This window comes from Alteromonas sp. LMIT006 (genome assembly GCF_024300645.1).
Taxonomy (GTDB): Bacteria; Pseudomonadota; Gammaproteobacteria; order Enterobacterales; family Alteromonadaceae; genus Opacimonas; species Opacimonas immobilis.
This window is the reverse complement of record NZ_CP101291.1, coordinates 1,469,378-1,493,082: the sequence shown is the minus strand read 5'-3', so window position 1 is coordinate 1,493,082 and position 23,705 is coordinate 1,469,378. Positions and strand designations below refer to the sequence as shown.

Below are 23,705 nucleotides of genomic sequence, written 5' to 3'. Positions count from 1 at the left end.
TAAAAGACCGAAAATATTGGTCGCGGATAGTAGCGGATTTTCGGTCAAATTCCTAGTAGAGATAAGGATTTTTGTCCAGTTTTAGCCTTTTAACACAGAGGTAAACTGAACTAGCTGCGCGCCCAGGTCATGGCACTTAGCCAGTGTTTTTTCATCAGTAACGACACCTGTTTCATCAATCAAAGTATGTACTTTACTAAACGCGTGTTGTGTTGGATGTACATGTACCCCCAAATTCCCAAGTAACATACGTAAATTGACAAGACCACGTAAACCACCTAAAGCACCTGGAGATGCCCCCATTAGCAAAGCCGTTTTACCGCGAAAGGCTGCTAACGGTGCTTCACCTTCAGCCCCTCGAGAAGCCCAATCTATGGCGTTTTTCAAGGCTGCACTGTAACTTGAGTTGTATTCAGGAGACGCGATCAAAAACCCATCGTGAGCAAGTAATAAATCCTTGAAGGCCTGCGCCGTAGCCGGCATTCCTTGCTCTACTTCTAAGTCTTCGTTGAATAGAGGCGCTAGGAAGTCTTTTAAATGCACCACTGTCACTTCGGCACCAGCTTGAGTTGCGCCATCTGCCGTTGCTGCGACAATAGATTGGTTATATGAAGATTTGCGGAGACTGCCACTAAACGCGAGAATTTTAGTCATTTGAATATCCTTTGAAGGTTTTATTTGTACTACGCCGTATATCTAACAAACGATTAAAAAAGCGACTCAGAAGAGTCGCTTTTGGTCTTTTACATTTTGTCGAGCGTTTGAATCCCAAGACAACCCAACCCATGTCCAAGTGTTTTTTGCGTCAATGCACTGAGTTGTAAACGAGAGGCTCTCACATCTTCAGCTACCCCATCTTTGAGAATAGGACACGCTTCATAAAACTTCATATAAAGGGAAGCCAGCTCGTACAGATAGGTGCATAACACATGAGGAGTTGCCTCCACTGCCACTATCTCAAGCGCATCTTGGTATTGCAGTAATTTTACTGCGAGGGCTTTTTCGGCCTCATCATTGATGTCGATTGAGGCTTGCTCATCGAACTCTCCGGCTTTGTTAAAAATGCTTTGAATGCGGGTGAATGCATATTGCAAATAAGGCGCGGTATTGCCTTCAAAGCTCAGCATCGTATCCCAATCAAATACATAATCGGTGGTTCTTGCTTTGGCTAAATCGGCATATTTTACTGCACCGATACCAATTTTGTGCGCCATTTCATCTAAATTGTCAGCCTCTGGCGTTCGTGACTTAATCAGCGTCGCCGCACGCTCTACCGCTTCGTCTAACAAATCCACCAACTTAACCGTATCGCCAGAACGTGTTTTGAATGGTTTGCCGTCTTTTCCGAGCATCATGCCAAAGGGGCAATGCTCATATGTTTGTGCCGATTCGATAAAACCCGCTTTGCGCGCGACGATTTCGGTTTGCTTAAAATGCAAAGCTTGACGCGCGTCAGTAAAAATCAAGGTTCTATCGGCGTGTAATTGCGTATTGCGATAGCGAATGGCCGCTAAATCGGTGGTTGCATACAAATATCCGCCACCCGATTTTTGTACAATGTACACCGCAGGTTTACCGTTTTTATCCGCGAGTTCTTCAAGGAAGACCACCTTCGCTCCTGCATCCTCAACGGCAACACCTTGTTGTGTCAACGCGTCAATCACATTAGCAAGGTCATCGTTATAGGCGCTTTCGCCCATCACATCTGCACGGGTCAAACTAACCGATAATTTATCGTAAACCTCTTGTGAGTGGGCAATGCTGATATCGATAAAATTCTGCCACAATTGCAAACACTGAGCATCGCCCCCTTGTAGCTTCACCACATAGTCACGAGCGCGATCAGCAAATCCGTCCTCATTGTCAAAACGGACTTTGGCGGCACGGTAAAAATCCTCTAAATCCGACAGTGCCGTTTCCGCTACTTTATCTGCGGCGAGTTCGTCGCTGAGATGAGCAAGCAGCATACCAAACTGAGTGCCCCAATCGCCCATGTGATTTTGACGAATGACTTTATGCCCCATGAACTCTAATACGCGAACCACCGCATCACCAATGATAGTGGAGCGCAAATGCCCAACGTGCATCTCTTTGGCTAGATTGGGAGAAGAGTAATCCACTACGATGGTTTGCGCGATAGGCTTTGCAATGCCAAGATACTCATCATTGAGAGCATCGCTGACAGCTTGTGCTAACCACTGGGACTGTAAGTGAATATTGATAAACCCAGGACCAGCAATCTCGAGATGACTGGCCATATCCTCTAACTCAACCGTTTCGAGAATAAGTTGTGCGATTTCGCGAGGGTTTTTCTGCATGGATTTGGCAAGGGCCATGGCCCCGTTGAATTGGTATTCACCGAATTCGGGACGAGTAGACTTGCCAACTGGCACCGGAGCCTCTGGGTGCCCAAGCTGAATCAATGCGTCTTGAAAACGCTGTGCAATGAGTTGTTGTATGTTCATAACAATGGTTCTCTAAATTCTTACTGTTCGCGCGTTGCGGCAAAGGTAATGTCGGGATAACGCTCTTGTGCGAGGGATAAATTGACCATAGTCGGCGCAATATAGGTTAAATTATCACCACCATCGAGGGCGACATTGGCCTCAGCCTTGCGCTTAATATTATCAACGTCTTTATCCGAACCATAGATCCATCGCGCGGTGGCAACATTCACATGTTCGTAGATGGCATCTACATTGTACTCAGCTTTCAAACGCGCAACGACGACGTCAAACTGAAGCACACCCACCGCACCCACGATCAAATCGTTATTTGCAAGCGGGCGGAATACTTGTACGGCGCCCTCTTCCGATAGCTGAATAAGCCCTTTTTGTAATTGTTTCATTTTGAGTGGATCTTTGAGACGTATGCGCTTAAACAGCTCCGGAGCAAAATTCGGAATACCAGTGAAGCGAAAATCGTCTCCCGAAGTAAATGTATCGCCGATCCGAATCGAGCCATGATTGTGCAAACCGATGATGTCACCGGCATACGCTTCTTCTAACAAGGCTCTATCACCTGCTAAAAAGGTCAATGCATCGGATACTCTGACGTCTTTATTGATTCGGGTATGGCGCATTTTCATGCCTTTTTCATATTTGCCAGATACGATTCGACAAAACGCAATGCGGTCACGATGCTTGGGATCCATATTGGCTTGAATTTTAAACACAAATCCACTGAATTTGGTATTATCTGCGCCAATTTTGGTATCTTTGTCCGTTTCACGAGGCTGTGGCTCAGGCGCCCACGCAGTGAGGCCATCCAACATATGATCGACACCAAAATTACCTAACGCAGTACCAAAGAAGACAGGCGTAAGCTGACCGTCTAAAAACAGTTCTTGATCAAATTCGTTGGATGCCCCCATCACCAACTCCAGTTCTTCGCGCAATTGCGTTGCCAGGTCGTTGGTTACTGCCTCATCCAATTCGGGGTTATCCAATCCTTTGATGATGCGCACATCTTGTATGGTGTGGCCTTGGCCAGTCGCATACAAAATCGTTTCGTCGCGTTGTAAGTGGTACACCCCTTTAAACAACTTACCGCAGCCGATAGGCCAAGTAATTGGGGCACAGGCAATGTTTAACTCATTCTCGACTTCATCAAGTAGCTCCATCGGGTCACGGATATCACGGTCAAGCTTGTTCATAAACGTGATGATAGGCGTATCGCGCAGACGGGTGACTTCCATCAGCTTACGGGTGCGATCTTCAACCCCTTTCGCCGCATCAATTACCATTAAACACGAATCCACTGCGGTCAGAGTCCGATATGTATCTTCTGAGAAATCCTCGTGCCCTGGGGTATCGAGAAGATTGACCAAATGTTCACCGTAAGGGAATTGCATCACCGAGGTTGAAACGGAGATCCCACGCTCTTTTTCCATTTCCATCCAGTCTGACTTGGCGTGCTGGCCAGATTTCTTACCCTTTACGGTACCCGCTTTTTGTAAGGCGTTTCCGAATAACAAGACTTTTTCAGTGATGGTGGTTTTACCCGCATCCGGGTGCGAAATAATTGCGAACGTTTTTCGCTTGTTTATTTCGTTTAAAAAATCGGCATTTGCCATGTATTTTTGTTCCTATCTAGCGCAAGTTATAACGCATCATTCATTCGCAATATCTTACCAAAAATAGTCTATGCAGTGAATGATTCTTCTCTCTCACTATGCCTTCTTCACAAACTTCGCCGTCACCATCATTTCGCCTACTCCATCGACACGGCAGTCTAATTCGTGGTCTTTGGCGTCTTTAATACGACGAATCACGAGCTTTGTTCCGACTTTTATTACCTGTGAACTGCCTTTGATTTTGAGATCTTTGACCACTGTGGCTTTATCCCCCTCCTGCAACACAGTGCCATTTGCGTCCGTTGCTGTGATGTTGTCTTCATCAGCAAGTGACTGTGGATCCCATTCAAAACCACACATAGAACACACAACAAGATTGCGGTCGTTGTAGGTATATTCAGAGTGACATTGTGGACAGGGCGGAAGTTCTGAAGTAGACGACATGATTGAATATTCTCACGATGTAAAACAAAAATTATACCATGCCTTAAGAAAATAAGCTGATCGTGAAATGTACAATATACGATTTAATCGATCGTGGTTGTATTGCGATTAGATGTTGAAAGTGGGTAGTGACACATAACCAAACCATCTTCCCGATTATCATCGGTTGGGTAATAGTTTTTGCGCACATCAATTTGCACAAAACCGGTTTTGCGATAGAGATGGATCGCGTTGTGATTCGATGCTCTGACCTCCAACCATATTTCATTCACATCAACTCTGCGTGCCCGACTCAGAAGGTCATTTAACAACAAGGTTCCCAAGCCTTGCCCTTGTTGCAATGGATTTACCACGATTTCCATAAGCGACCATTCTTTGTGCTCTGCAGTTGTGACCTCATGGATAATATAGAAACCTTGCAGTTCGCTGTGGTCAAATAAGCCAATGGCTTGATAAGGGTGTGATAAACAAGATTGAAACGTATCAAATGACCACGCATGAGGCTGAGCATCGCGCATGATTTGGTAGGCCCTGATGGCGTCTTGCTCACCTAAATATAGACATTGCCTACTGTGCATGAGTGTGTTGACAATACGCTAACCAAATATCGCGTTTGTGTTGGGCAGACGGAGAGGCAGGAAGTTTGACAATCCCCTCTTCTAGTGCAACCTGATCGGACACCACAAAACGCAGGTGCGGCATAGCCACTTGCAGATCCGTGAGCATAGGCTGAGTGGCAAAGGCTTGCACAGAAGGATCTTTGTAAGAATGACGAGCAATGCCCATCGCATCTAAAATGGCCGTTTGATAAGAATCCATAACCTTTTATCTACTCAGATGTTTGATGATAAAATCATAGCAAAATATCTACACCACAAACAATCGATTCATCAAAATGCTTCGATGAACCATTCACCCACAGCCACTTCACTTACCCTCACTTTGGTGCCGGAAGAGAGCGGCACGGCTGATACCAAACGCCACTCTATGCCAGAATATTTGTATGTCACTTGACTCTCTGGAGACACATCTTGAGCTAATACAAAGGTAAACCCAACCAAATCTGAGGTCACAGGTGAATCATCGCGTTGTTCTTGCAAGTTTTTGAATGGCTTCCAAAGGCCTGCAGTCAGAATAGCGGTCAAAATCGCCACAGCCAGTACCGCATCCAAAATATCAGGAGATAGCAAGCCGATATACACACCGATTGCAGTCAAAATCAGCGCACTACCAAGCATGAATAAAATGATTGTGGATAAACTCAGTACTACGACCTCAATAATGAGCATCGCGATACCCAAAATAAACAGTGTTTCAGCTAAGTTTTCAGTCAATATATTCATGCGGTCTGACCTGAATTGAGTTTGTTGATGATCGTAGTTGCTTGAGCGACTAAACTTGCCGCATCGGTTGCATTATCCGGTAACAGGACCACAGAAGAATCTTTGGCAATTGCTTGCTTAGCTTCAATGGCTTTAGTGGCCAAATCCAACTGGATGGCTTTTTGCCCTTCTTCTGTATTGGCTTGCTCACCAATCATTTTGAGTGCTGCCGCTTGCGCTTCAGCAACAGCCAGAATCGCCTGAGCCTCACCTTCTGCTTTTAAAATTTGTTCAGAGCGTTCCGCTTCGGCTGCAAGAACAATGGCTTGCTTGTCACCCTCAGCACGGTTAATCGCTGCTTGTCTATCGCCTTCTGACTCTAAGATTTGCGCGCGTTTCACCCGCTCCGCCTTCATCTGCGCTTCCATGGCTTCCATGACTGACGCTGGTGGAGTAATGTCTTTGATTTCATAGCGAAGCACTTGAATACCCCATGGACTGGAGGCTTCATTGATAGAAGACACAATATTTGCGTTGAGCATATCACGCTCTTCAAATGTTTTATCCAATTCAATTTTACCGATTTCTGAACGCATGGTCGTTTGCGCAAGTTGCGTTACGGCAAACACGTAGTCTTCAACACCATACGTGGCTTTTTTGGGATCCAATACGCGGAAATACAACACGCCATCCACGGCCAAAGAAATGTTATCTCGGGTGATCGCAGATTGCTCAGGCACATCGACCGCTTGTTCTTTTAGACTGCGATCGGCTGCCACGCGATCGATAAACGGGACTAAAAAATTGATCCCTGCCTCTCTGGTTGATTGATACTTACCAAAACGCTCAACGATGAATGCGCGATTTTGCGGGACAAACTTAACCGAAAATTTGATGACCAGTAGCACCAAAATGATGACAAACACTGGGACAGTAAAAAACATTTCGATAAAAGAGGTATTCATGTTTCATCCTAATAAAACCAACCATATTCAATAATTAAGTATAAAGATAAGCATGAACTGCGCAATATTTGTGCTGTATCAAAATGTAACGAATCCAATGGCAATATCGTTAGTGATTAGAGAAGTGTCTCCTCCTTTAGTCGGAGAAGTCTATTTTTTACAAATCCATTACAGTATAAATAATGTGATTAACGAATAATACACATACATACATAACAAGGACCCTACACTCCATGTCATATCAAACTGAATACACTGCTTCCATTGAATCACCTGAAACATTTTGGGCTGAACAAGCCAATCAATTACCTTGGTACACGGCACCTACTGAAATTCTGTCTAAAGACGACAATGGCATGGACCGCTGGTTTGCCGATGGCGTAATGAATACTTGCTATATGGCGGTCGATCATCATGTTAATTCTGGACGTGGTGAGCAAAATGCCATTATCTTCGATTCGCCGGTTTCTAACACCAAATACACGCTGACTTTTGCGCAATTACAAGACAAAGTAGCCACCTTTGCAGGGGCATTAGCAGAAAAAGGGGTAGCGAAAGGCGACCGAGTAGTCATTTATATGCCGATGATCCCTGAAGCGGTGATCGCCATGCTCGCCGTAGCCCGATTAGGCGCCATTCATTCGGTGGTGTTTGGTGGTTTCGCACCAAACGAATTAGCCGTACGCATTGACGATGCAACACCCAAAGTGATTGTTACCGCATCTTGTGGTATTGAAATCAGTAAAATCATTCCGTACAAACCACTGGTGGATGCCGCCATTGACCAAGCTTCGCACAAACCCGATAGCGTAATTGTATTTCAACGTGAGCAAGTCACAGCAGAAATCAATGCCCCACGAGATATTGATTGGAATGATGCCGTAGCCAGTGCAACACCTGCTGAACCCGTTCCTGTGCATGGCACAGACCCTTTGTACATACTGTACACTTCTGGCACTACAGGCACCCCTAAGGGTGTGGTCAGAGATAATGGCGGTCACGCAGCTGCATTATTTTATTCTATGAAAGCAATTTACAATGTCGAAGCTGGGGATGTGTATTGGGCCGCATCGGATGTGGGTTGGGTGGTCGGTCATTCATATATTGTGTATGGCCCACTCTTAAAAGGATGCACGACGGTCGTATACGAAGGAAAACCAGTCCGCACACCGGATGCGGGTGGTTTTTGGCGTATGTGTGAAGAATACAAAATTTCAACCTTGTTTGCTGCACCGACGGCATTTCGTGCCATCAAAAAAGAAGATCCAGATGGCAAACTGATTGAGCAATACGATTTGTCTGCTCTCAAAAACATCTTCATGGCCGGTGAACGCCTAGACCCACCCACTTACGACTGGACCGTCGACAAAACCGGTAAGCCAGTGATTGATCACTGGTGGCAAACTGAAACGGGCTGGGCGATCTGTGGCAATTTACTAGGGGTAGAAGCCAAAGCGCCAAAACCCGGTTCGGCGACCTTGCCAACCCCTGGCTTTAAAGTCGAAGTTTTGGATGATGATGGCAATGTTTTACCACCCAATAGCCAAGGCTCAATTGCGATAAAATTACCTTTACCACCCAGTTGCCTTCCATCCATCTGGGGGAATTTTGAACGTTTCAAAGAAAGCTATTTAACTGAATTCCCTGGCTACTATTGCAGTGGCGATGGTGGATATATCGATGAAGACGGCTATGTCTTTATTATGGGACGCACCGATGATGTCATCAATATTGCAGGACATCGCTTGAGCACTGGTGAAATGGAAGAAGTGGTTGCCGCTCACCCTGCCGTCGCAGAGTGTTCTGTGATTGGCGTCAAAGATGAGTTAAAAGGTCAACTCCCTGTGGGACTGGTGATCTTAAAAGACGGCGTTGAGATCGACGAAGCGACCTTATTTACTGAGTTAAAAGCCAGTATGGTCAAACAAATTGGCCCCATCGCTTGCTTTAAAGAAGCGTTAATCGTGAATCGTTTGCCAAAGACGCGTTCTGGTAAGATTTTGCGTAAAATATTACGCCAAATTGCCGACGGACAAAGCTATACGGTGCCTTCAACTATTGATGACCCTGCAAGCCTTGATGAAATATCATCAGTAATGAAAGATAAATCTCTAATCTAAAAGAACAAAAAGGAATATTCATGCGCGCGATAGTGTTACGTGAAGATAAACAAGTTGCGATAGAACAATGCAATGTAACCGATTTACCCGAAGGCGATGTACTTGTTAAAGTTGCCTATTCGACGCTTAACTACAAAGACGCATTGGCATTGACCGCCAGTGCGCCCATTGCGAAATCGTATCCTATGGTACCAGGGATTGATTTTGTTGGTGTCGTAGAAGAATCCGATTCCACCGAATTTGCAGTGGGTGACACCGTTGTCTTGAACGGTTGGGGCGTCGGTGAAAAACACTGGGGTGGCCTAGCTGAATACGCGCGTGTCAAAAGCAAGTGGTTGATCAAATTACCTGAAAACATGTCGCCACAGGATGCAATGGGCATTGGCACGGCAGGTTACACAGCTATGCTGTGTTGCAATGCCTTACGTGATGCAGGCGTTAGCCCAGCATCCGGTAATATTTTAGTCTCTGGCGCAACCGGTGGTGTGGGCTCTGTCGCTGTGGCTATCTTGGCTAAGCGAGGTTACTCTGTAACGGCGTTAAGTGGCAAAGCCCAGCAAGCGGATTATTTAACCGGTCTTGGAGCGACGGCTATCAAAGATCGGAAAGAATACGAAGGCAAAGCGCGAATTTTAGGTGGTCAAGATTGGGCAGGAGCGGTGGATGTCGTTGGCTCACACACTTTGGCGAATATTATTGCCAACACCCAATATGGTGGTGTGGTGACAGCATGTGGTCTAGCACAAGGTATGGATTTACCTAGCTCTGTAGCGCCATTTATTTTACGTGGAGTTTCTTTGCTCGGTATCGATTCTGTCTATTGTCCACAAAACAAGCGACAACGCGCTTGGGATGATTTAGCCAATGAACTCGACCCGAGTGTCATTCAACAAATTACTCACGAAATTGGCTTAGATGACTGTGTTGAAGCTGCGCAAAATATGATGGCGGGCTCTGTAACAGGACGTTATTTAGTGAAGCTATGAGCAGTCACTAGGACTAATGCACTATAACAAAAAGCCGAATCACATGGGTTTTGCCCTTGAGATTCGGCTTTTCTCGTTTACAATACTTGTTGTTTATGTTCAATATACAAGGATGAGATATGCCGACTTGCAGTCAAACCATCGCCGAGAGTGGCATAAAATTTGGCACATCAGGCGCCCGAGGTTTAGTCGCGGACTTTACTCCCCTCGCATGCCATGCGTTTACTTTTGCGTTTATTAAGTCGATGCAACAAGACTACGCATTTAATCGCGTCTTAGTGGGTATTGACAATCGTCCAAGCTCTCCTGACATCGCCCGTTATTGTATCAGCGCGCTGAAAGTATTAGGTATTCAAGCGGTATATTGTGGTGTATTACCTACCCCAGCATTAGCTTTAGCGTCACTACAAGAAAATGTCCCATGTATCATGGTCACCGGTTCGCACATTCCTTTTGACCGCAACGGCCTTAAGTTCTATACCCCTGAGGGAGAAATTACTAAGGCACATGAACAGGCTATTTTATCCTGCACTACTGAGTTTGCTGGTTGTCCTGCAATCGCACTCCCGGATATCGAAACGGCTGCAACTGCAAGATACATTGAGCGAGCGACTAGATTATTTGCCCCAGATGTATTTGCCGGCAAGCGCATTGGAATTTATGAGCATTCCAGTGCTGGTCGTGAACTCTACGCGCCGATATTCAAAGCCTTGGGAGCCGAAGTTATTGCTTTGGAACGTTCAGATGAATTTGTTCCTATCGACACCGAAGCAGTCAGTGAAGAAGATAAAGCAAAAGCGAGAGCTTGGTCTGAGGCGCATCAGTTCGATATGATCTTTTCGACAGATGGGGATGGCGACCGTCCTTTAATTGGTGATGAAAAAGGGGTATGGTTACGCGGTGATATCGTTGGTCTATTAACGGCCAAAGCATTGCAGATTGAAGCCTTAGCGGTGCCAGTGAGCTGTAATACCGCGATTGAAGCGAGTCAAGCATTTAGCCACGTCACACGCACCAAGGTTGGCTCTCCTTATGTCATTGAGGCCTTTGCGTCACTCGATTTTGATTATCGCTCCGTGGCCGGCTTTGAGGCGAATGGTGGGTTCTTATTAGGTTCCGATGTAAACTTTAATGATCACACTATCCATGCCTTACCGACTCGCGATGCATTATTACCTGGGATCGTTATATTAGCAGAGGCGTGTGCTCAACAAACCACGATCAGTCAGTTGGTTGCCGCCCTCCCCCAGCGCTTCACCGACTCGGATCGAATCAAAGAATTTGCCACCGAGCGTTCGCAAGAACTCATCAAACAACTCAGTGCTCATCCTAGGCAACTTATTACTGCAATGGGCGTGAGTGCCGAAGTTGAACAAATCAATACTGTGGATGGACTGCGCATTACGTTGAATACTGGGGATATTGTGCACCTTCGTCCCAGTGGTAATTCGCCCGAACTGCGCTGTTATGCAGAGAGTAACAGTCAAGATCTGGCTAAGCAATTAGTGCTGACTGCACTATGCACAGTTCAAAGTTTGTAAACCTATATTAAAGCATAAATTATCAAAATAAATTTTTGAAATACTCAAATCAGAAAAGTTGCATACGATAAAGAAAGTAACCTTTTATCAATGAAGATTACTAGTGAAAATAGGGATCGTTTTAGATACCCGTACCTATGCGGGTATCGAGTCTCATGTCTATGGTGTCGCAACTGCACTAAATGTAAGTGAAGCAATACCATTAGAAGTATGCTTCATCCGCCTCAAACACTACGGCGAACACATTCTGATACCCAAATTAGAATGTAAGAATATTCGTACATATACAGTTAACGACGGCTTTCGTGATTTCTTTAATTTTATTAGAGAAAATAAATTTCATGTCCTACATTCACACGGATATAAAGCCAATTTATGGTGTCGCCTTGCATCAATTTTCTGCACAAGCAAACATGTTGCTACCTACCATTCTGGAGACCAAGGCACAGGAAAGCTCTTTTATTACGATTTTCTTGACCGCTTATCATCCTGTCTAAGTGACCACAATATTGCGGTCAGTCACCCTATCGCAAAATCACTAAATAGCCGTGCTACAGTGATGTTTAATGCATTAGATTGCACTCATATTTCTATGACTTATGGTAACAAGATTGGCTTTGTTGGTCGCTTCAGCTGTGAAAAAGCCCCAGAGCGCTTTATTGATATCGCACGCACTTTGATTGAGCACCCCTTCATTATGGTTGGAGATGGGCCATTATTTGCAGAGCTAAGTACAACTGCTAGCCATAATATTCTCTTTACTGGGCATTGCAACGCTATGGACGCGCAATGGAAAGAATTAGATATTTTGGTACTACCTTCTAAGAAAGAAGGAATGCCGATGGTATGCTTAGAGGCAATGGCGAGAGGCATTCCAGTCATCACTCATCACTTAGGTAGTTTAGATCAACTCATTGTCGATGAACAAAATGGATTTTTATTAGCTGAGTATTCTCATTCTGATTACATCAAGACCATAGAGCATTGGCAAACGCTTTCAACAGACGCGCAAAACCGTATTCGGAATAACGCGCGCTTAACCATATTAAAGCAATTTAGTATGGTGGAATACATTAATAAGTTAATACGGATTTACTGTTCAACACTTGATGAATCAGACGCCAATGCAATAGGTAGACAATTACCTGTGCAATCTTCATCTAGAGTACCAATCCTTTTTGTACATTATGCAAAACATGAGTGGATCCGTGGCAGTGAAAGATGCTTAATTGACTTGGTATCCAATTTGGACCGTACACGATTTGAACCTATTGTGTGGTGTGATACCAAGCTATTGGAACACTCATTCAGACAACAAAATGTGATCGTTTATCGAGATCATTTTACTATTCTAGGCGATTGGGAACCGCCTCGATTTGCGCTGAATAATACACGCTTTCTCTATAAGCGCGGTAAAGAGCTCGTTGATTTGCATCAAATACAACTTATTCATTGTAATAGTGCTGCGCCTTCTCAATGGATGGTATCCGTTGCCAATCATAAACAGATCCCATTAATCACTCAGTTACACGCACGCTATGTTTTTAGTGAAAGAGTAAGATGTCGCGTAAACAGTGCGGATCATGTGGTTGGGGTCAGTCTACCTATCATCGAGCAATGCCAAGGTGATAGCGGCCAAAGACCACACTATCATGTGGTCGCTAATGGCATCGATACGCATAGACTCTTCGCACAACCGACCGTCAATCTTCGCTGGTCTTACAATTTGCGCAGAGATCATTTTGTGATGGCGAGTATTGGCTCGCTGATCCATCGCAAAGGGATGGATTTGGTCATTAGAGCCTGTCATAAGCTCAATCAATCTGGCATACAGACAACGTTATTTATCATAGGGGATGGCCCCGAAAAAGTCACTTTAGAGCAGCTGATTGTTGCACTTAAAATGCAAGACCATATTTTTCTCTTGGGTGAGCAAAAGCATGCCTTTGGCATGATCAAAGAAGGTGTGGATGTATTTATTTCAGGTGCTCGAGAAGAAGTTTTTGGTTTAGTCTTCGCTGAAGCTGGCTTAGCAAAACTTCCCTGCATTGCTCCGGATGTCGGCGGGATCAGCTCCGTCATTCAACACAAGATGACGGGGTTATTGTGTGCGCCTGAGTCTCATATCAGCCTATACGAGGCAAGTAAAACATTATACGCTGAACGTCATATTGCCAGGAAAATGGGCGAGGAAGGTTACCACAGAGTCCAGCAGAACTTTACGATCACTCAAAATGTCAAGCAAATGAGTGAGATCTATACAGAGGCACTTAAACAAGGAAGAAAGCCACAGTCTTTGTGGTTACAGATCAAATCACTATTACACATGGCAACTGGATATTTTCGCAAAAAACTATCCAGGCAAAAGCAAACGTCTGCCATCTTAATTATTGATACAATTGAGTTTAATGGTGGTTCAAAAATTGCCACTCAGCGCTTCTTAGAAACCTTAGACAAAAATATAGATGTGTATGTCTTATCTGTCGATCCTGATTCATGGCAAAACAGCACCTATCATGTCATCCGCCTGAAACATTTTCCCTTGTTAAAAGGTAGTGAGAATGGTTACAAATATATATTAAAGCACGGAGTCTATGCGCTTCAACTACTATTAGTCATCTTCAGACACAGTCAAATCAAAACTGTTTTAGGTTGCTCTCTCCCGAGTAATGACATGGCACTTTGGTTATGTAAACAGCTATGTCGCGTGCAATGGGTACAGTTTATTCATGGTCCAGTCTTTGCCAGTCGCTTAAATGCAAAATTACTGTTGCAAACCGATTCCTTGTTCTATTTAGATTCAGCACGAGAATCGATTGAATTGACGCTCGCTAGATGCGACGCTGATTTAGATACGATTGCAGTAACTAAAACCTGCAAAACCTTTGTTAACGGTTTATCCGAAAACGCTTTTAACAAGCCCAATAAACAGACACACACAAAAGTGTTGTGGGCAGCGTCTAACCTAAAGTGGAAAGGGTTAGACACATTTTTAGCTGCGTTAAAGCAATTTGATGATAAGACACGCCCCAGATGCTCAATTTGTTTTATCCGCGCAAACGATCCCAATCTTTTTGCCTCAGAGGTCAATATTCCACTCACTAACGTGAACTGGTATGAAGCACCTGAAAACTTATCAGAGTTGCGCCTTGCGCATTCCATCTTTGTTTCGACAAGTGAGAAAGAACCGTTTGGATTATCGATATTAGAAGCCCTCGCGGCAGGCCTTTGCGTCTTAATTCCAAAGGATAACGCCTATTGGGACAAACACTTAGAACACGGTAACAACTGTTGGAAATATCAGCCTAATGATGCAAATGATTTATATGAGCAACTGCTGGTTTTACTGGAACAACCAGCTCTGACTCAAAAGCTTGCCGAAAACGGGTTTGTTTTTGCCAAACAATATTCTGCTCAAGAAAGTTATGCAGACATTAAATATCACATAGAGAAACACCTCACATGATATTCGCTAAAATACCTCACACACTATTGTATGGTTTCAGCTTAGCACTTATGAAAGGCTTGTCGCTGATCATGCTACCGTTTGTCGCACACACCCTAGCACCTGATGAATTTGGGCGCGTTGAAGTGCTAAGTAGTATTACCATAATTGCCAGTGTCATAGTGGGTTTTGGTTTAGAAGACAGTTTATATCGCTTTGCTGGACTCGCTCGCAATAGACAAAGACAGAAGGTAATGGCAAGTGCCGTATTTACCCTTGCCAGCTTAATGACTTTGGTTTCATTGTTATTTATCAGCTTGACTATAACCCAAATACAAGCATATATACCTGGCAATATCCCAACTGAAGCCGTGATTTTAGCGTTGGTCATTGTCTCATTCGAAGCAATGATTGCAGTGCCGCTTGGCTGGTTGCGAATGAACGATAAAGCGGGGGTGTTTTGTATTGCCACCGTTGGGCGAGTATTTATCCAAGCAGGGCTCACGCTTTGGTTTATTCAATTCTCGCCTACTGTCACCAGTATTTTTGCAGCTGGTTTGATTGCAGTCGTTATCCAGCTTGTCTATCTAACATTTTGGCAATGGCAAACGACTAAATGGGTATGGTTACCCAAAACATTCAAAAAAATCATAATCTACTCATTTCCACTTCTTGGCACTGGTTTAGTTGGGTTCGCGCTGATGGGTGCAGACCGTTTGTTCGTGGCCCATTACACCTCACTAGAACAAGTCGGTCTGTATGGGGTGGCAGCCAAATTTGCAATCGGGGTTGTATTACTTCTGCAACCTTACACCATGTGGTGGGCTCCGAAACGATTCACCACATTAGCCCAAACCAACGGCGCATCTGAGGTTGCGAAATTTACCACTTATGGAATGTTATATGTTGCCATCGCGACGTTTATCATCGTGACCACCAGTGAGTACATAATCGCGACAGTGATGCCGGTAACTTATCAAGATGCCATACACTGTTTGCTCGTCCTGGCCTGTGCAATGCTAGCTAAAGAAGCGGCTGAATTACTGAATATTGGTGCATTTACCGGGCGCAATACACATGAGCAATTTTACATTAACTGCATTATTTCGATAATCGGAGTAGGCTTATTGTTAGGTTTAGTGCCACTTTATGGCGCCTTGGGTGCGGCAATCTCCATGTGTGTGGCTTTTATAGTAAAAGCGGGTAGTTTATTTTTGCTCAGCCAAAAACGCCTGCCCTTACCTTATTCATATCAAGCCCTTTTCGGGATCCCAACGGTTATCGTTCTATCTGGCCTTGCTATTCACCTTTCTCTTAGTGCCCTTTATCAACTTCTCTTATGTATTGGCTTACTGTGTTTGCTATTACTTGCCTTATTCTGGTCACGCAAGGTTGAGATGTTGTCTAAGACTCACCTAGGAAAATTATGAATAGCATGGCGAACCTTCTGACCAAACACTACCTAATGCTCCTATGGATATTCATTTTAGGCCTTGCTTGGAGTGTCATCCCGCATCCTTTGGTAGTGATTGGCATCAGTGTCTTGCCGATAGCCATTTTGGTCATGCTGCACTATCCATTTCTGATGGTATTACTGTTTGTCATTTTTTCATTTTTCAGAATTCATGAAGTCATACCACAACTCTATAACTTCAAAATTCCACTGCTGCTTTCTTTGGCAAGCTTTGCCACGCTGGGGTGGAATGTTTTTTACAAGAAGAGATTCGACCTGTGGTGGCGACCAGAATTGACGGCATTAAGTGCCTTTTTTGTTGCGGTCAGTGTGGGCGTCGTGATGGCGAGTAACATGCCAATCGCGATTCAATATTACCTTAATATTTTTGTCAAAATTGCCATTATGTGTTTTGCCATCACGTGGTTAACCACTCGAGAAACGGATTTTACGTTTGCTGCAAAAGCGATTGTGTTGGCCGGTTGTGTAGTGGGCATCAAAGCACTGCATAACAAAGCAAATGGTATTGGACTGGTTGAAGAAACGCGCGTCACCATAGGTCGGGTATTTGGTTCGGTTCTAGGTGATCCAAATGATTTGTCATTAGTCCTCATGTTCCCATCGGCCTTTGCTGTGGGTTTTATTTTGACCAAAGGCTTGAGCAACGGCTTAAAAGTATTCGGCCTTATCAGCATCTGTACATTATTTTCGGCCATTCTAGCCACACAAAGTCGAGGCGGATTATTAGGGATTTTGGCTGTTTTTGGCATTTATGCGTATCGCAGAATCCAGAATAAGCTGTTGTTTTTGGGTGGTGGCGCTATCGCAGCACTCATTCTATATCAAGTCGCGGGTATTTCAGGGCGCGCCTCAGGCGGCGCTGCCGAGGCAGGTATAGATGCGTCGGCAATGGGTCGGATTTATGCATGGGAAGCCGCCATCGGTATGGCCAACGATAACCCTCTAACCGGCGTTGGGATCGATAACTTCTACTCAAATTACTTTTTTTATTCGCCGCATTGGGATGGCTTGAATCATGCCGTTCACTCCACTTGGTTTGGTGTCTTAGCTGAAACAGGTTATTTAGGTCTGATCATTTTTATCACCTTAATTGTGATGCTTGTCAAAACCAATATACGAACATTGGAACTCATTGAGTCTTTTCCAGATAGATTTTCACCGGCAATCAATACGACCGCCGAAGCACTTTTAGCCGGTCTCATAGGCACCCTGGCAGCAGGCACCTTTTTAACGTTTGGCTTTAGTTGGCCAATATACATCCTCGGGGCAATGACTATCAGTCTAGCGCATTGGACTGAGCAACAATTGTTACCTCACACTGTACAACAAAAGGATTATTAATCATGCGTCTTATTCCTTCGCTATCTTTAATCATCGCTGCAAGCTATAGCCTAAATATTAGTGCGACAACGGATCCCTCTTCTTGGCTTTGGTTGGATTCATCATTAGATCCAAATGTATCGACCACCCAAAATCATCAAGACCACTTTACCCGTATGGGCACCCCTGTGCGCCTAACCAATATCAATGATCAACTGGATGAATTTCTATTGGATGGGTTTTATGCATTAGTTCCTGAGGGCCAACCTGTTGATCCAACCTTACTCGAAAATACGTTCAATAACATCGGAGTGAAAGATGACTTCGAAGGGACCGCTACGGTCAAAGTGGCCTTTTTAAACGAAGGAGCAGGCTACAAAAACGCCCTTGGCTACTTTATCTATGAATCCAATAACCCACCTACATCATCGACCATTGCGGATGTTGAACATGTATTGATCTTTCCTAACAGCTCTAAAGCAGGCTCTGGTGGTGAGCTAGTACAAGGCGATCAAGTCGATTTAAAAATCACACTCCCTGCTGGCCATAGCATTGGTTTCTTCATTGCTTCAAATAATTGGGACGGATGGTATGGCGGACAAAAAACCAATTTTCAATTCGGACAGCCTTTTTATAGTTTACCCGCACTAAACCCAACGGTAGGTTTAGGCAATAAATACCACGTCCTGTTTAGAGATACCTTATCCGGCAGTGACGATATAACTGACATTGGCTTTTTTGCTTATGGCTTTGAAGATATCCGAACTGATATGGGTGATAAAGATTTTAATGATCTTATTTTTAATGTTGAGGTCACGCCTTTAGCCGCTATTGCTGGATTAGAAAATGTGATCCATGTGAAGTCAGTGCGGGAAACTGAGTATAAAAAAGCCGGTAAAGTGGCTTTTGAAGATAACTGGCCTATGCAAGGTGATTATGACTTTAATGATGCGGTGATTGCGTATGATGCGAATAAGATCATTAGCACAAAAGAAATTGAGCGCAATAATCAAGTCACCCAAGTAGAAGTACTAAAATCACTGACGATTGACTATGGGATTGAAGCTATTGGTGCAACATATCGCAACGGCCTGGCTTTATCTTTACCGAATATTAAACTTGAAAATATTGCAAGCTTAACTCTGCAAAAAACGGATGCAGCAGGTCGTAATGTCGCTCAATATCAATATGCGAACGGGGAGTTTAAACGCAATGATGTAGCCATCAATGGCTTTAGTAATTACCCATATCCTCTTGCTCTAGAGACACAATCAGACCGTTTAGTGGTTACCCTATCCGAAAATCTCTTTGAGGAATTATCGCATTATCAAGCTGGTAATCTGTTTGATTCTGTGCGCTGTATGTATCGCACAAGTCTTGATAACGGCGTGTCTTGTCCGTCAGGCACCACGACCAATACTTGGCAACTCACCATTGAATTTAAGCATTCTGATGAACAACGTGAGGTTTGGCTCAACAGTACTAATGCATTGAATGAAACCAACTATGATCACTTTATGTTTGCCAGTGAAAAAGGGAATCCTGCACATGACATATCGCACTTCCGCTTTGAGCGATACCAAGAAAGCTATCCATGGTTCAATCAATGGTTAGCAGGCAACCCAACTTATAGTGATTTAAACGGACCAGGACGCTGCCTCGAAATCCATCTTTCAGAATTTTCTGGAACTGATTTTTTTGAAGCGGAAGGGTCTTACCGTGATGGTCAACTATTTACCGTGCCTTTGTCTTATGAGGTTGACGCCAGCCTAGATCGCCCCTTTAACGTCACTGACAAAGCACTGCCATGGGTGTTGGACTTGCCAAGTCATTGGCGCCATCCATTGGAATCACAAGACATTGCCAAAGCGTATCCAGAGTTTATCAACTGGCTCAACTCACCTGAGCAATATGCTGATTGGTATAAGCAAAACATCAATTCTCAATTCATCTTCAATGCGGAATAAGGGTTTTACTCATGCATAAAATACTATTCATCTCTACTTGCTTCTTACTTTGTGCCTGTGGTGGTTCAGGAGATGGTGAAACAGTACAGAATGTTCCTGTGTCGCCATCCCCTAATCCACCCATCACCCCATCCACAGCAAACACCACTGCACAAGCTGGGCATACGTTTGCAATGTTCAAAGCCCATGACATTTCATTAACCAATACCAGTCCAAACTTAGTCAATGTGCAGATAATGGATGAAAATCAAACCGTATTAATACAAACGTCCTTGATACCAGGAGGAAGCAAGTCATTCGCCATTCCCATCCCAGTAGGCAATGCGCAAACCCACATTTTATGGAGTGGAAAAAGCGGTATTGACGATACTTATACTAGTGAAAAAAGCACCGTAGATATATCTCAGGCAATTATTTTTAATGGATTTAATTAATATGCACAGTTCCCATCGCGTCAGTAATGAAGAAGTACAAGTACTGCTCGTCAGTGCCTCTGTTCAATCACTACAAAATATTGAAACGACGTTAAAGCAGCTAAACTATCAGGTCAGTGCATTTACAAGCTGCGAGCAAGCTATTGCTGCACTGCGAGCACAGCCTGATATATATTCACTGATCATTCTTGATATGCAGAAAAAAAGTGATGGCAACATAGAATTGATCAGAATGATCAGAATGATGGAGGATTTACTTGAAGAAATCTGGCGTCCTATTTTGCTAATGGGCAGTGCCAACAATAGGGAAGATTTTGTTCAAGGACTCAATGTAGGAGCGGATGCCTTTATTTTAACTCCAATGGATAAAGATCTTATCCATGCCAAGGTCAATGCTATTGTACGAATGTTTTTGATGCGTAAAAAACAGCTGAGCAAATACCTCACCATGCAACACGAGTCGCTTACCGATGTATTAACTGGCTTACCGAACCGCCGGCATTTTAATGACATTCTCAAAAAAGCCATCACGGTTTCACAGCGTCATCAACGAGCGTTATGCGTGGCCTACTTTGATTTGGACTTTTTTAAGCAAATCAATGATAACCACAGCCATGATGCCGGAGATATGGTGCTCAAAGAAGTGTGCAAGACATTGAAAAAACATCTGCGTAATGAAGATTCCATCGGCCGCATGGGAGGGGAAGAGTTTTGTATCTGTATGCCGGATACCTCATTGGAAGAGGCCAAAATACCCATTGAACGATATCGTATTGCCATAGAATCGATGGCATTGACCTATGATAATAAACCTATTCAAGTGACTGCGAGTTTTGGCGTAACTCAGTTTAGAGCATTCAAACACGACGTTGCTTCATTATTGGCTCATGCCGATCACGCTCTTTACGAATCAAAAAAGAACGGTCGAAATTGTGTGACAGCACTGACTTTTGACTTTTTTCAAGGAAAATCATGCGACAAGATTTAATCGTTTTTGGTGAAGACTGGGGCAAGTTACCCTCAAGCACACAACATTTAATTAAGCATATCGCAACAGAACGAAAGGTGATTTGGGTAAACTCAATCGGATTGCGCAAACCCAAAGTGACTTTGCATGACTTACTGCGTTTAAAAGAAAAAGTCTTTGCTCGGTGGCACGCTCACCCCGAGCAACCGTCTTCTAGCGTCCCAGAAAATATGACTATCATCAACCCGATGACGGTACCTGTACCCAAATGGACGTTGACGAGGAAACTTTGTCAGATTTTTCTCAAAAAGCAAATCGTCCCTGTGACTGAACGCCTTCAGTTGCAGTCTCCTATCCTATGGATATCACTGCCTACCGCCGTAGATATGGTTGGGCATTTAAATGAAAAAAAGGTAGTGTATTACTGTGGCGATGATTTTGCTGGTCTGGCTGGCGTTGATCATGACATCGTTTCTAAACGAGAAGATGAACTGTTGCATAAAGCGGATGTCATTTTCGTCTCAAGCCAGGCTTTAGCCGAAAAACTGTCTAGTCCAAAAACCTTCTTGATTCCTCATGGCGTCGATTTTCAGTTATTTGCAAATCCAACGATGGCTTCGGAATTACTGCCACAAGGCAAACCGATTGCTGGATTTTACGGCAGCATATCGGCTTGGCTAGATCTTTCATTGCTATCCAAGGTGATTGCCAAAATGCCGCATTGGCATTTTGTATTTGTTGGCAAGGTCGTTGTAGATGTGAGTCGACTGACACAATTTTCAAATGTTTTTTTCTACCCCGAAGTCTCCCACCATGAATTACCAAGGTTTTCTCAACACTGGAATGTGTCGATCTTACCATTTGTTGACAATACTCAAATAAGAGCGTGTAACCCATTAAAATTGCGTGAGTATTTGGCGACTGGCACACCAATCATTAGCTCCGATTTTCCGGCCTTAGCCCCCTATCGTCATGTCATTAATGTCATTCATACTCCACAAGAAATGTGCGAAGCCTTGAATAGCGTATTACTGAAAGACCGAACGACAGCACAACAACGACTGGTTGAATGTGAGGATTGGGCTGTCAAAGCACAACAAGTGATGGATATTTTGGCCAATGAATCATATTAGCTATCAATTCTATATATGGCTGGATGCGGGGTGGCGTCACCGATATGTCATCATTTTACCCATCTTGATATTCCCCATTATTGGTTTTACGGTCGGTTCACTTTCTCCGAAAACATATACAGCACACACCAGTATGTTGATTCAAGAAACGTCAAAACTGAACCCCTTTTTGGAGGATTTCGCCGTATCCGCCATGCTCAAGGAGCGCTTATCCGCTTTACAAACCCTATTGCACAGTCGACATATTTTGCGTCAAGTGGCTATCGATCGAAAACTGATCAATGAAAATACCAATAAAGTAGAGCAAGAGAGGGTTATCAATCAGTTATCCAGTTCGTTGAGAATGGAAATGACGGGTAAAGATTTGATTCGGATTGAATATTCAAACTCAGACCCCGATAGCATAGTGCCTCTACTTGAAACGGTTTCCAATCATTTTATTGAACAACTACTCGCGCCAGAGCGCTCCTCTATCACGGATTCTTCAACATTTCTTGCCGACCTTTTGACCAATCGTCAGATAGAACTGGCCGCAGCAGAAAATGCGCTTGCCACCTTCAAGAACCAACACGCTGAGCAACTTCCAGAACTGCATCTTGGCAATGTAAGTCGCTTAGCACAGCTTAAACAAACCTTATTTGAGAAAGAAGCCGAACTAGCCGGTGCGATAAAGACTCTGGGGACGATTGACCAACAACTGTCAAAATCCAACCCAGTGGTAGCCAATCTAGAGGAACGCATCATCCAATTACAGAGTCAGCTGGCTTTGTTAAAAGCGCGTTATACCGATAATCACAGTCAGGTTCAAGGCGCTATGCGAGTGTTGAATCGACTGCAAGAAGAACGGCTTGAAGCATTACAAAATCAAGATCACCAAATCGATGTAGATCAGCTGTGGAGTATGGCAAGTAAAGCCAATAGTTCGAAAGATTCACAACAGCCTCTATTACTGATTGCTCAATTAGACCACCTGCAACTTGCACGTAGCAAAGTGGATGCCCTCACCGAAGAAACAAACAGCCTCAAAACCATGATCCGTTCGCAAGCAGAAAGGACATCACAACTTGGGGAGCTAGAAAAGCAACTCAATGAATTACAACGCGATCTAAAAGTAAAACGCAATTTATATGAAGATTTGTTAGAACGTTATGAACTGGCTCGAGTGACCGGTGCCTTGGGTTTTTTCGAAAAAGAAAAGCGCATCAAAGTCATCGATATCCCCTTTACTCCGAGTGTGCCTAACAATCCATCGGCTATTCTCTTTTTAATCGCCGGCATGCTAGGAGGGGTTGTATTTGGTATTGGCTGTGCGATCTTTGCAAGTATTAACGACCATAGCATTCGCTACAAAAAGCAAGTAGAGCTGAAGTTAGGTCAAGAAGTACTCACTCGAATTCCTCGGGTGGCTCCGCAAGATTTGCGTGGGGGGTTACTTGAGTAAACATAATATGCGCTTTCTGTTGATCCTGGTGGCTATGATGGCTTCATCATATGTTGAAGCAAAACATGTTT

Annotated in this window: 19 protein-coding genes; 11 read left to right on the top strand and 8 right to left on the bottom strand. The window is 44.0% G+C overall.

Translation table 11 applies throughout. The features are described from left to right. Window positions 1-81: 81 nt before the first annotated feature. The 8 genes from NLG07_RS07010 to NLG07_RS06975 all read right to left on the bottom strand — a co-directional run bounded on the left by NLG07_RS07010 (window position 82) and on the right by NLG07_RS06975 (window position 6,806). Window positions 82-654 carry an NADPH-dependent FMN reductase gene (locus tag NLG07_RS07010; protein WP_254854768.1) on the bottom strand — a complete coding sequence of 191 codons (573 nt, stop codon included), beginning with the start codon at window positions 652-654 and terminating at the stop codon, window positions 82-84. An 89-nt stretch (window positions 655-743) separates the two neighbouring features. Continuing rightward, window positions 744-2,465 carry an arginine--tRNA ligase gene (gene argS, locus NLG07_RS07005; RefSeq protein ID WP_254854767.1) on the bottom strand — a complete coding sequence of 574 codons (1,722 nt, stop codon included), beginning with the start codon at window positions 2,463-2,465 and terminating at the stop codon, window positions 744-746. 20 nt (window positions 2,466-2,485) lie between these two features. Beyond that, window positions 2,486-4,075: a peptide chain release factor 3 gene (gene prfC, locus NLG07_RS07000; protein ID WP_254854766.1), complete on the bottom strand. Its 1,590-nt coding sequence runs from the start codon at window positions 4,073-4,075 to the stop codon at window positions 2,486-2,488. Window positions 4,076-4,171: 96 nt separating this feature from the next. After that, entirely contained in the window at window positions 4,172-4,519 is a 348-nt protein-coding gene (locus tag NLG07_RS06995; RefSeq protein WP_254854765.1) for a zinc ribbon domain-containing protein YjdM, read from the bottom strand. An 83-nt stretch (window positions 4,520-4,602) separates the two neighbouring features. Then, window positions 4,603-5,097 (bottom strand): ribosomal protein S18-alanine N-acetyltransferase, encoded by a 495-nt coding sequence (gene rimI, locus NLG07_RS06990; RefSeq protein WP_254854764.1) that lies wholly within the window; start codon window positions 5,095-5,097, stop codon window positions 4,603-4,605. Then, window positions 5,087-5,338, bottom strand: a complete 252-nt coding sequence (locus NLG07_RS06985) for a hypothetical protein (RefSeq protein WP_254854763.1) — start codon at window positions 5,336-5,338, stop codon at window positions 5,087-5,089. The genes rimI and NLG07_RS06985 overlap by 11 nt, the downstream gene beginning before the upstream one ends. Window positions 5,339-5,409: 71 nt before the next feature. After that, window positions 5,410-5,862, bottom strand: a complete 453-nt coding sequence (locus NLG07_RS06980) for an NfeD family protein (RefSeq protein WP_254854762.1) — start codon at window positions 5,860-5,862, stop codon at window positions 5,410-5,412. Next, window positions 5,859-6,806, bottom strand: coding sequence for an SPFH domain-containing protein (locus tag NLG07_RS06975; protein ID WP_254854761.1), 948 nt, complete (start codon window positions 6,804-6,806; stop codon window positions 5,859-5,861). The genes NLG07_RS06980 and NLG07_RS06975 overlap by 4 nt, the downstream gene beginning before the upstream one ends. A 233-nt stretch (window positions 6,807-7,039) precedes the next feature. On the opposite strand from NLG07_RS06975, the gene NLG07_RS06970 reads away from it, so the two are divergent. The 11 genes from NLG07_RS06970 (at window position 7,040) to NLG07_RS06920 (ending at window position 23,634) form a co-directional block, all read left to right on the top strand. After that, complete coding sequence (locus NLG07_RS06970; protein ID WP_254854760.1) at window positions 7,040-8,926, top strand: propionyl-CoA synthetase; 1,887 nt, start codon at window positions 7,040-7,042, stop codon at window positions 8,924-8,926. A gap of 20 nt (window positions 8,927-8,946) precedes the next feature. Further along, window positions 8,947-9,912 carry an MDR family oxidoreductase gene (locus NLG07_RS06965; protein ID WP_254854759.1) on the top strand — a complete coding sequence of 322 codons (966 nt, stop codon included), beginning with the start codon at window positions 8,947-8,949 and terminating at the stop codon, window positions 9,910-9,912. 119 nt (window positions 9,913-10,031) lie between these two features. Next, complete coding sequence (locus NLG07_RS06960; protein WP_254854758.1) at window positions 10,032-11,453, top strand: phosphomannomutase; 1,422 nt, start codon at window positions 10,032-10,034, stop codon at window positions 11,451-11,453. A 103-nt stretch (window positions 11,454-11,556) separates the two neighbouring features. Continuing rightward, window positions 11,557-14,919 (top strand): glycosyltransferase family 4 protein, encoded by a 3,363-nt coding sequence (locus NLG07_RS06955; protein ID WP_254854757.1) that lies wholly within the window; start codon window positions 11,557-11,559, stop codon window positions 14,917-14,919. Then, the gene (locus tag NLG07_RS06950) at window positions 14,916-16,328 is read left to right on the top strand and encodes a lipopolysaccharide biosynthesis protein (RefSeq protein ID WP_368501237.1); all 1,413 of its coding nucleotides are present in this window, start codon (window positions 14,916-14,918) and stop codon (window positions 16,326-16,328) included. Before NLG07_RS06955 ends, NLG07_RS06950 begins: the two co-directional genes overlap by 4 nt. After that, window positions 16,325-17,713 (top strand): O-antigen ligase, encoded by a 1,389-nt coding sequence (locus NLG07_RS06945; protein WP_254854755.1) that lies wholly within the window; start codon window positions 16,325-16,327, stop codon window positions 17,711-17,713. The genes NLG07_RS06950 and NLG07_RS06945 overlap by 4 nt, the downstream gene beginning before the upstream one ends. Window positions 17,714-17,715: 2 nt before the next feature. Continuing rightward, window positions 17,716-19,659 (top strand): LruC domain-containing protein, encoded by a 1,944-nt coding sequence (locus tag NLG07_RS06940; protein WP_254854754.1) that lies wholly within the window; start codon window positions 17,716-17,718, stop codon window positions 19,657-19,659. 11 nt (window positions 19,660-19,670) lie between these two features. After that, window positions 19,671-20,093 (top strand): hypothetical protein, encoded by a 423-nt coding sequence (locus NLG07_RS06935; protein ID WP_254854753.1) that lies wholly within the window; start codon window positions 19,671-19,673, stop codon window positions 20,091-20,093. 1 nt (window position 20,094) lies between these two features. Further along, on the top strand, window positions 20,095-21,081 hold the full coding sequence (locus NLG07_RS06930; RefSeq protein WP_254854752.1) for a GGDEF domain-containing protein: 987 nt from the start codon (window positions 20,095-20,097) through the stop codon (window positions 21,079-21,081). Beyond that, complete coding sequence (locus tag NLG07_RS06925; RefSeq protein ID WP_254854751.1) at window positions 21,066-22,193, top strand: glycosyltransferase; 1,128 nt, start codon at window positions 21,066-21,068, stop codon at window positions 22,191-22,193. The genes NLG07_RS06930 and NLG07_RS06925 overlap by 16 nt, the downstream gene beginning before the upstream one ends. Next, a complete protein-coding gene (locus tag NLG07_RS06920; protein WP_254854750.1) occupies window positions 22,180-23,634 on the top strand; it encodes a chain-length determining protein in 1,455 nt (484 codons plus the stop codon). Before NLG07_RS06925 ends, NLG07_RS06920 begins: the two co-directional genes overlap by 14 nt. The last annotated feature ends 71 nt before the right edge of the window (window positions 23,635-23,705 follow it).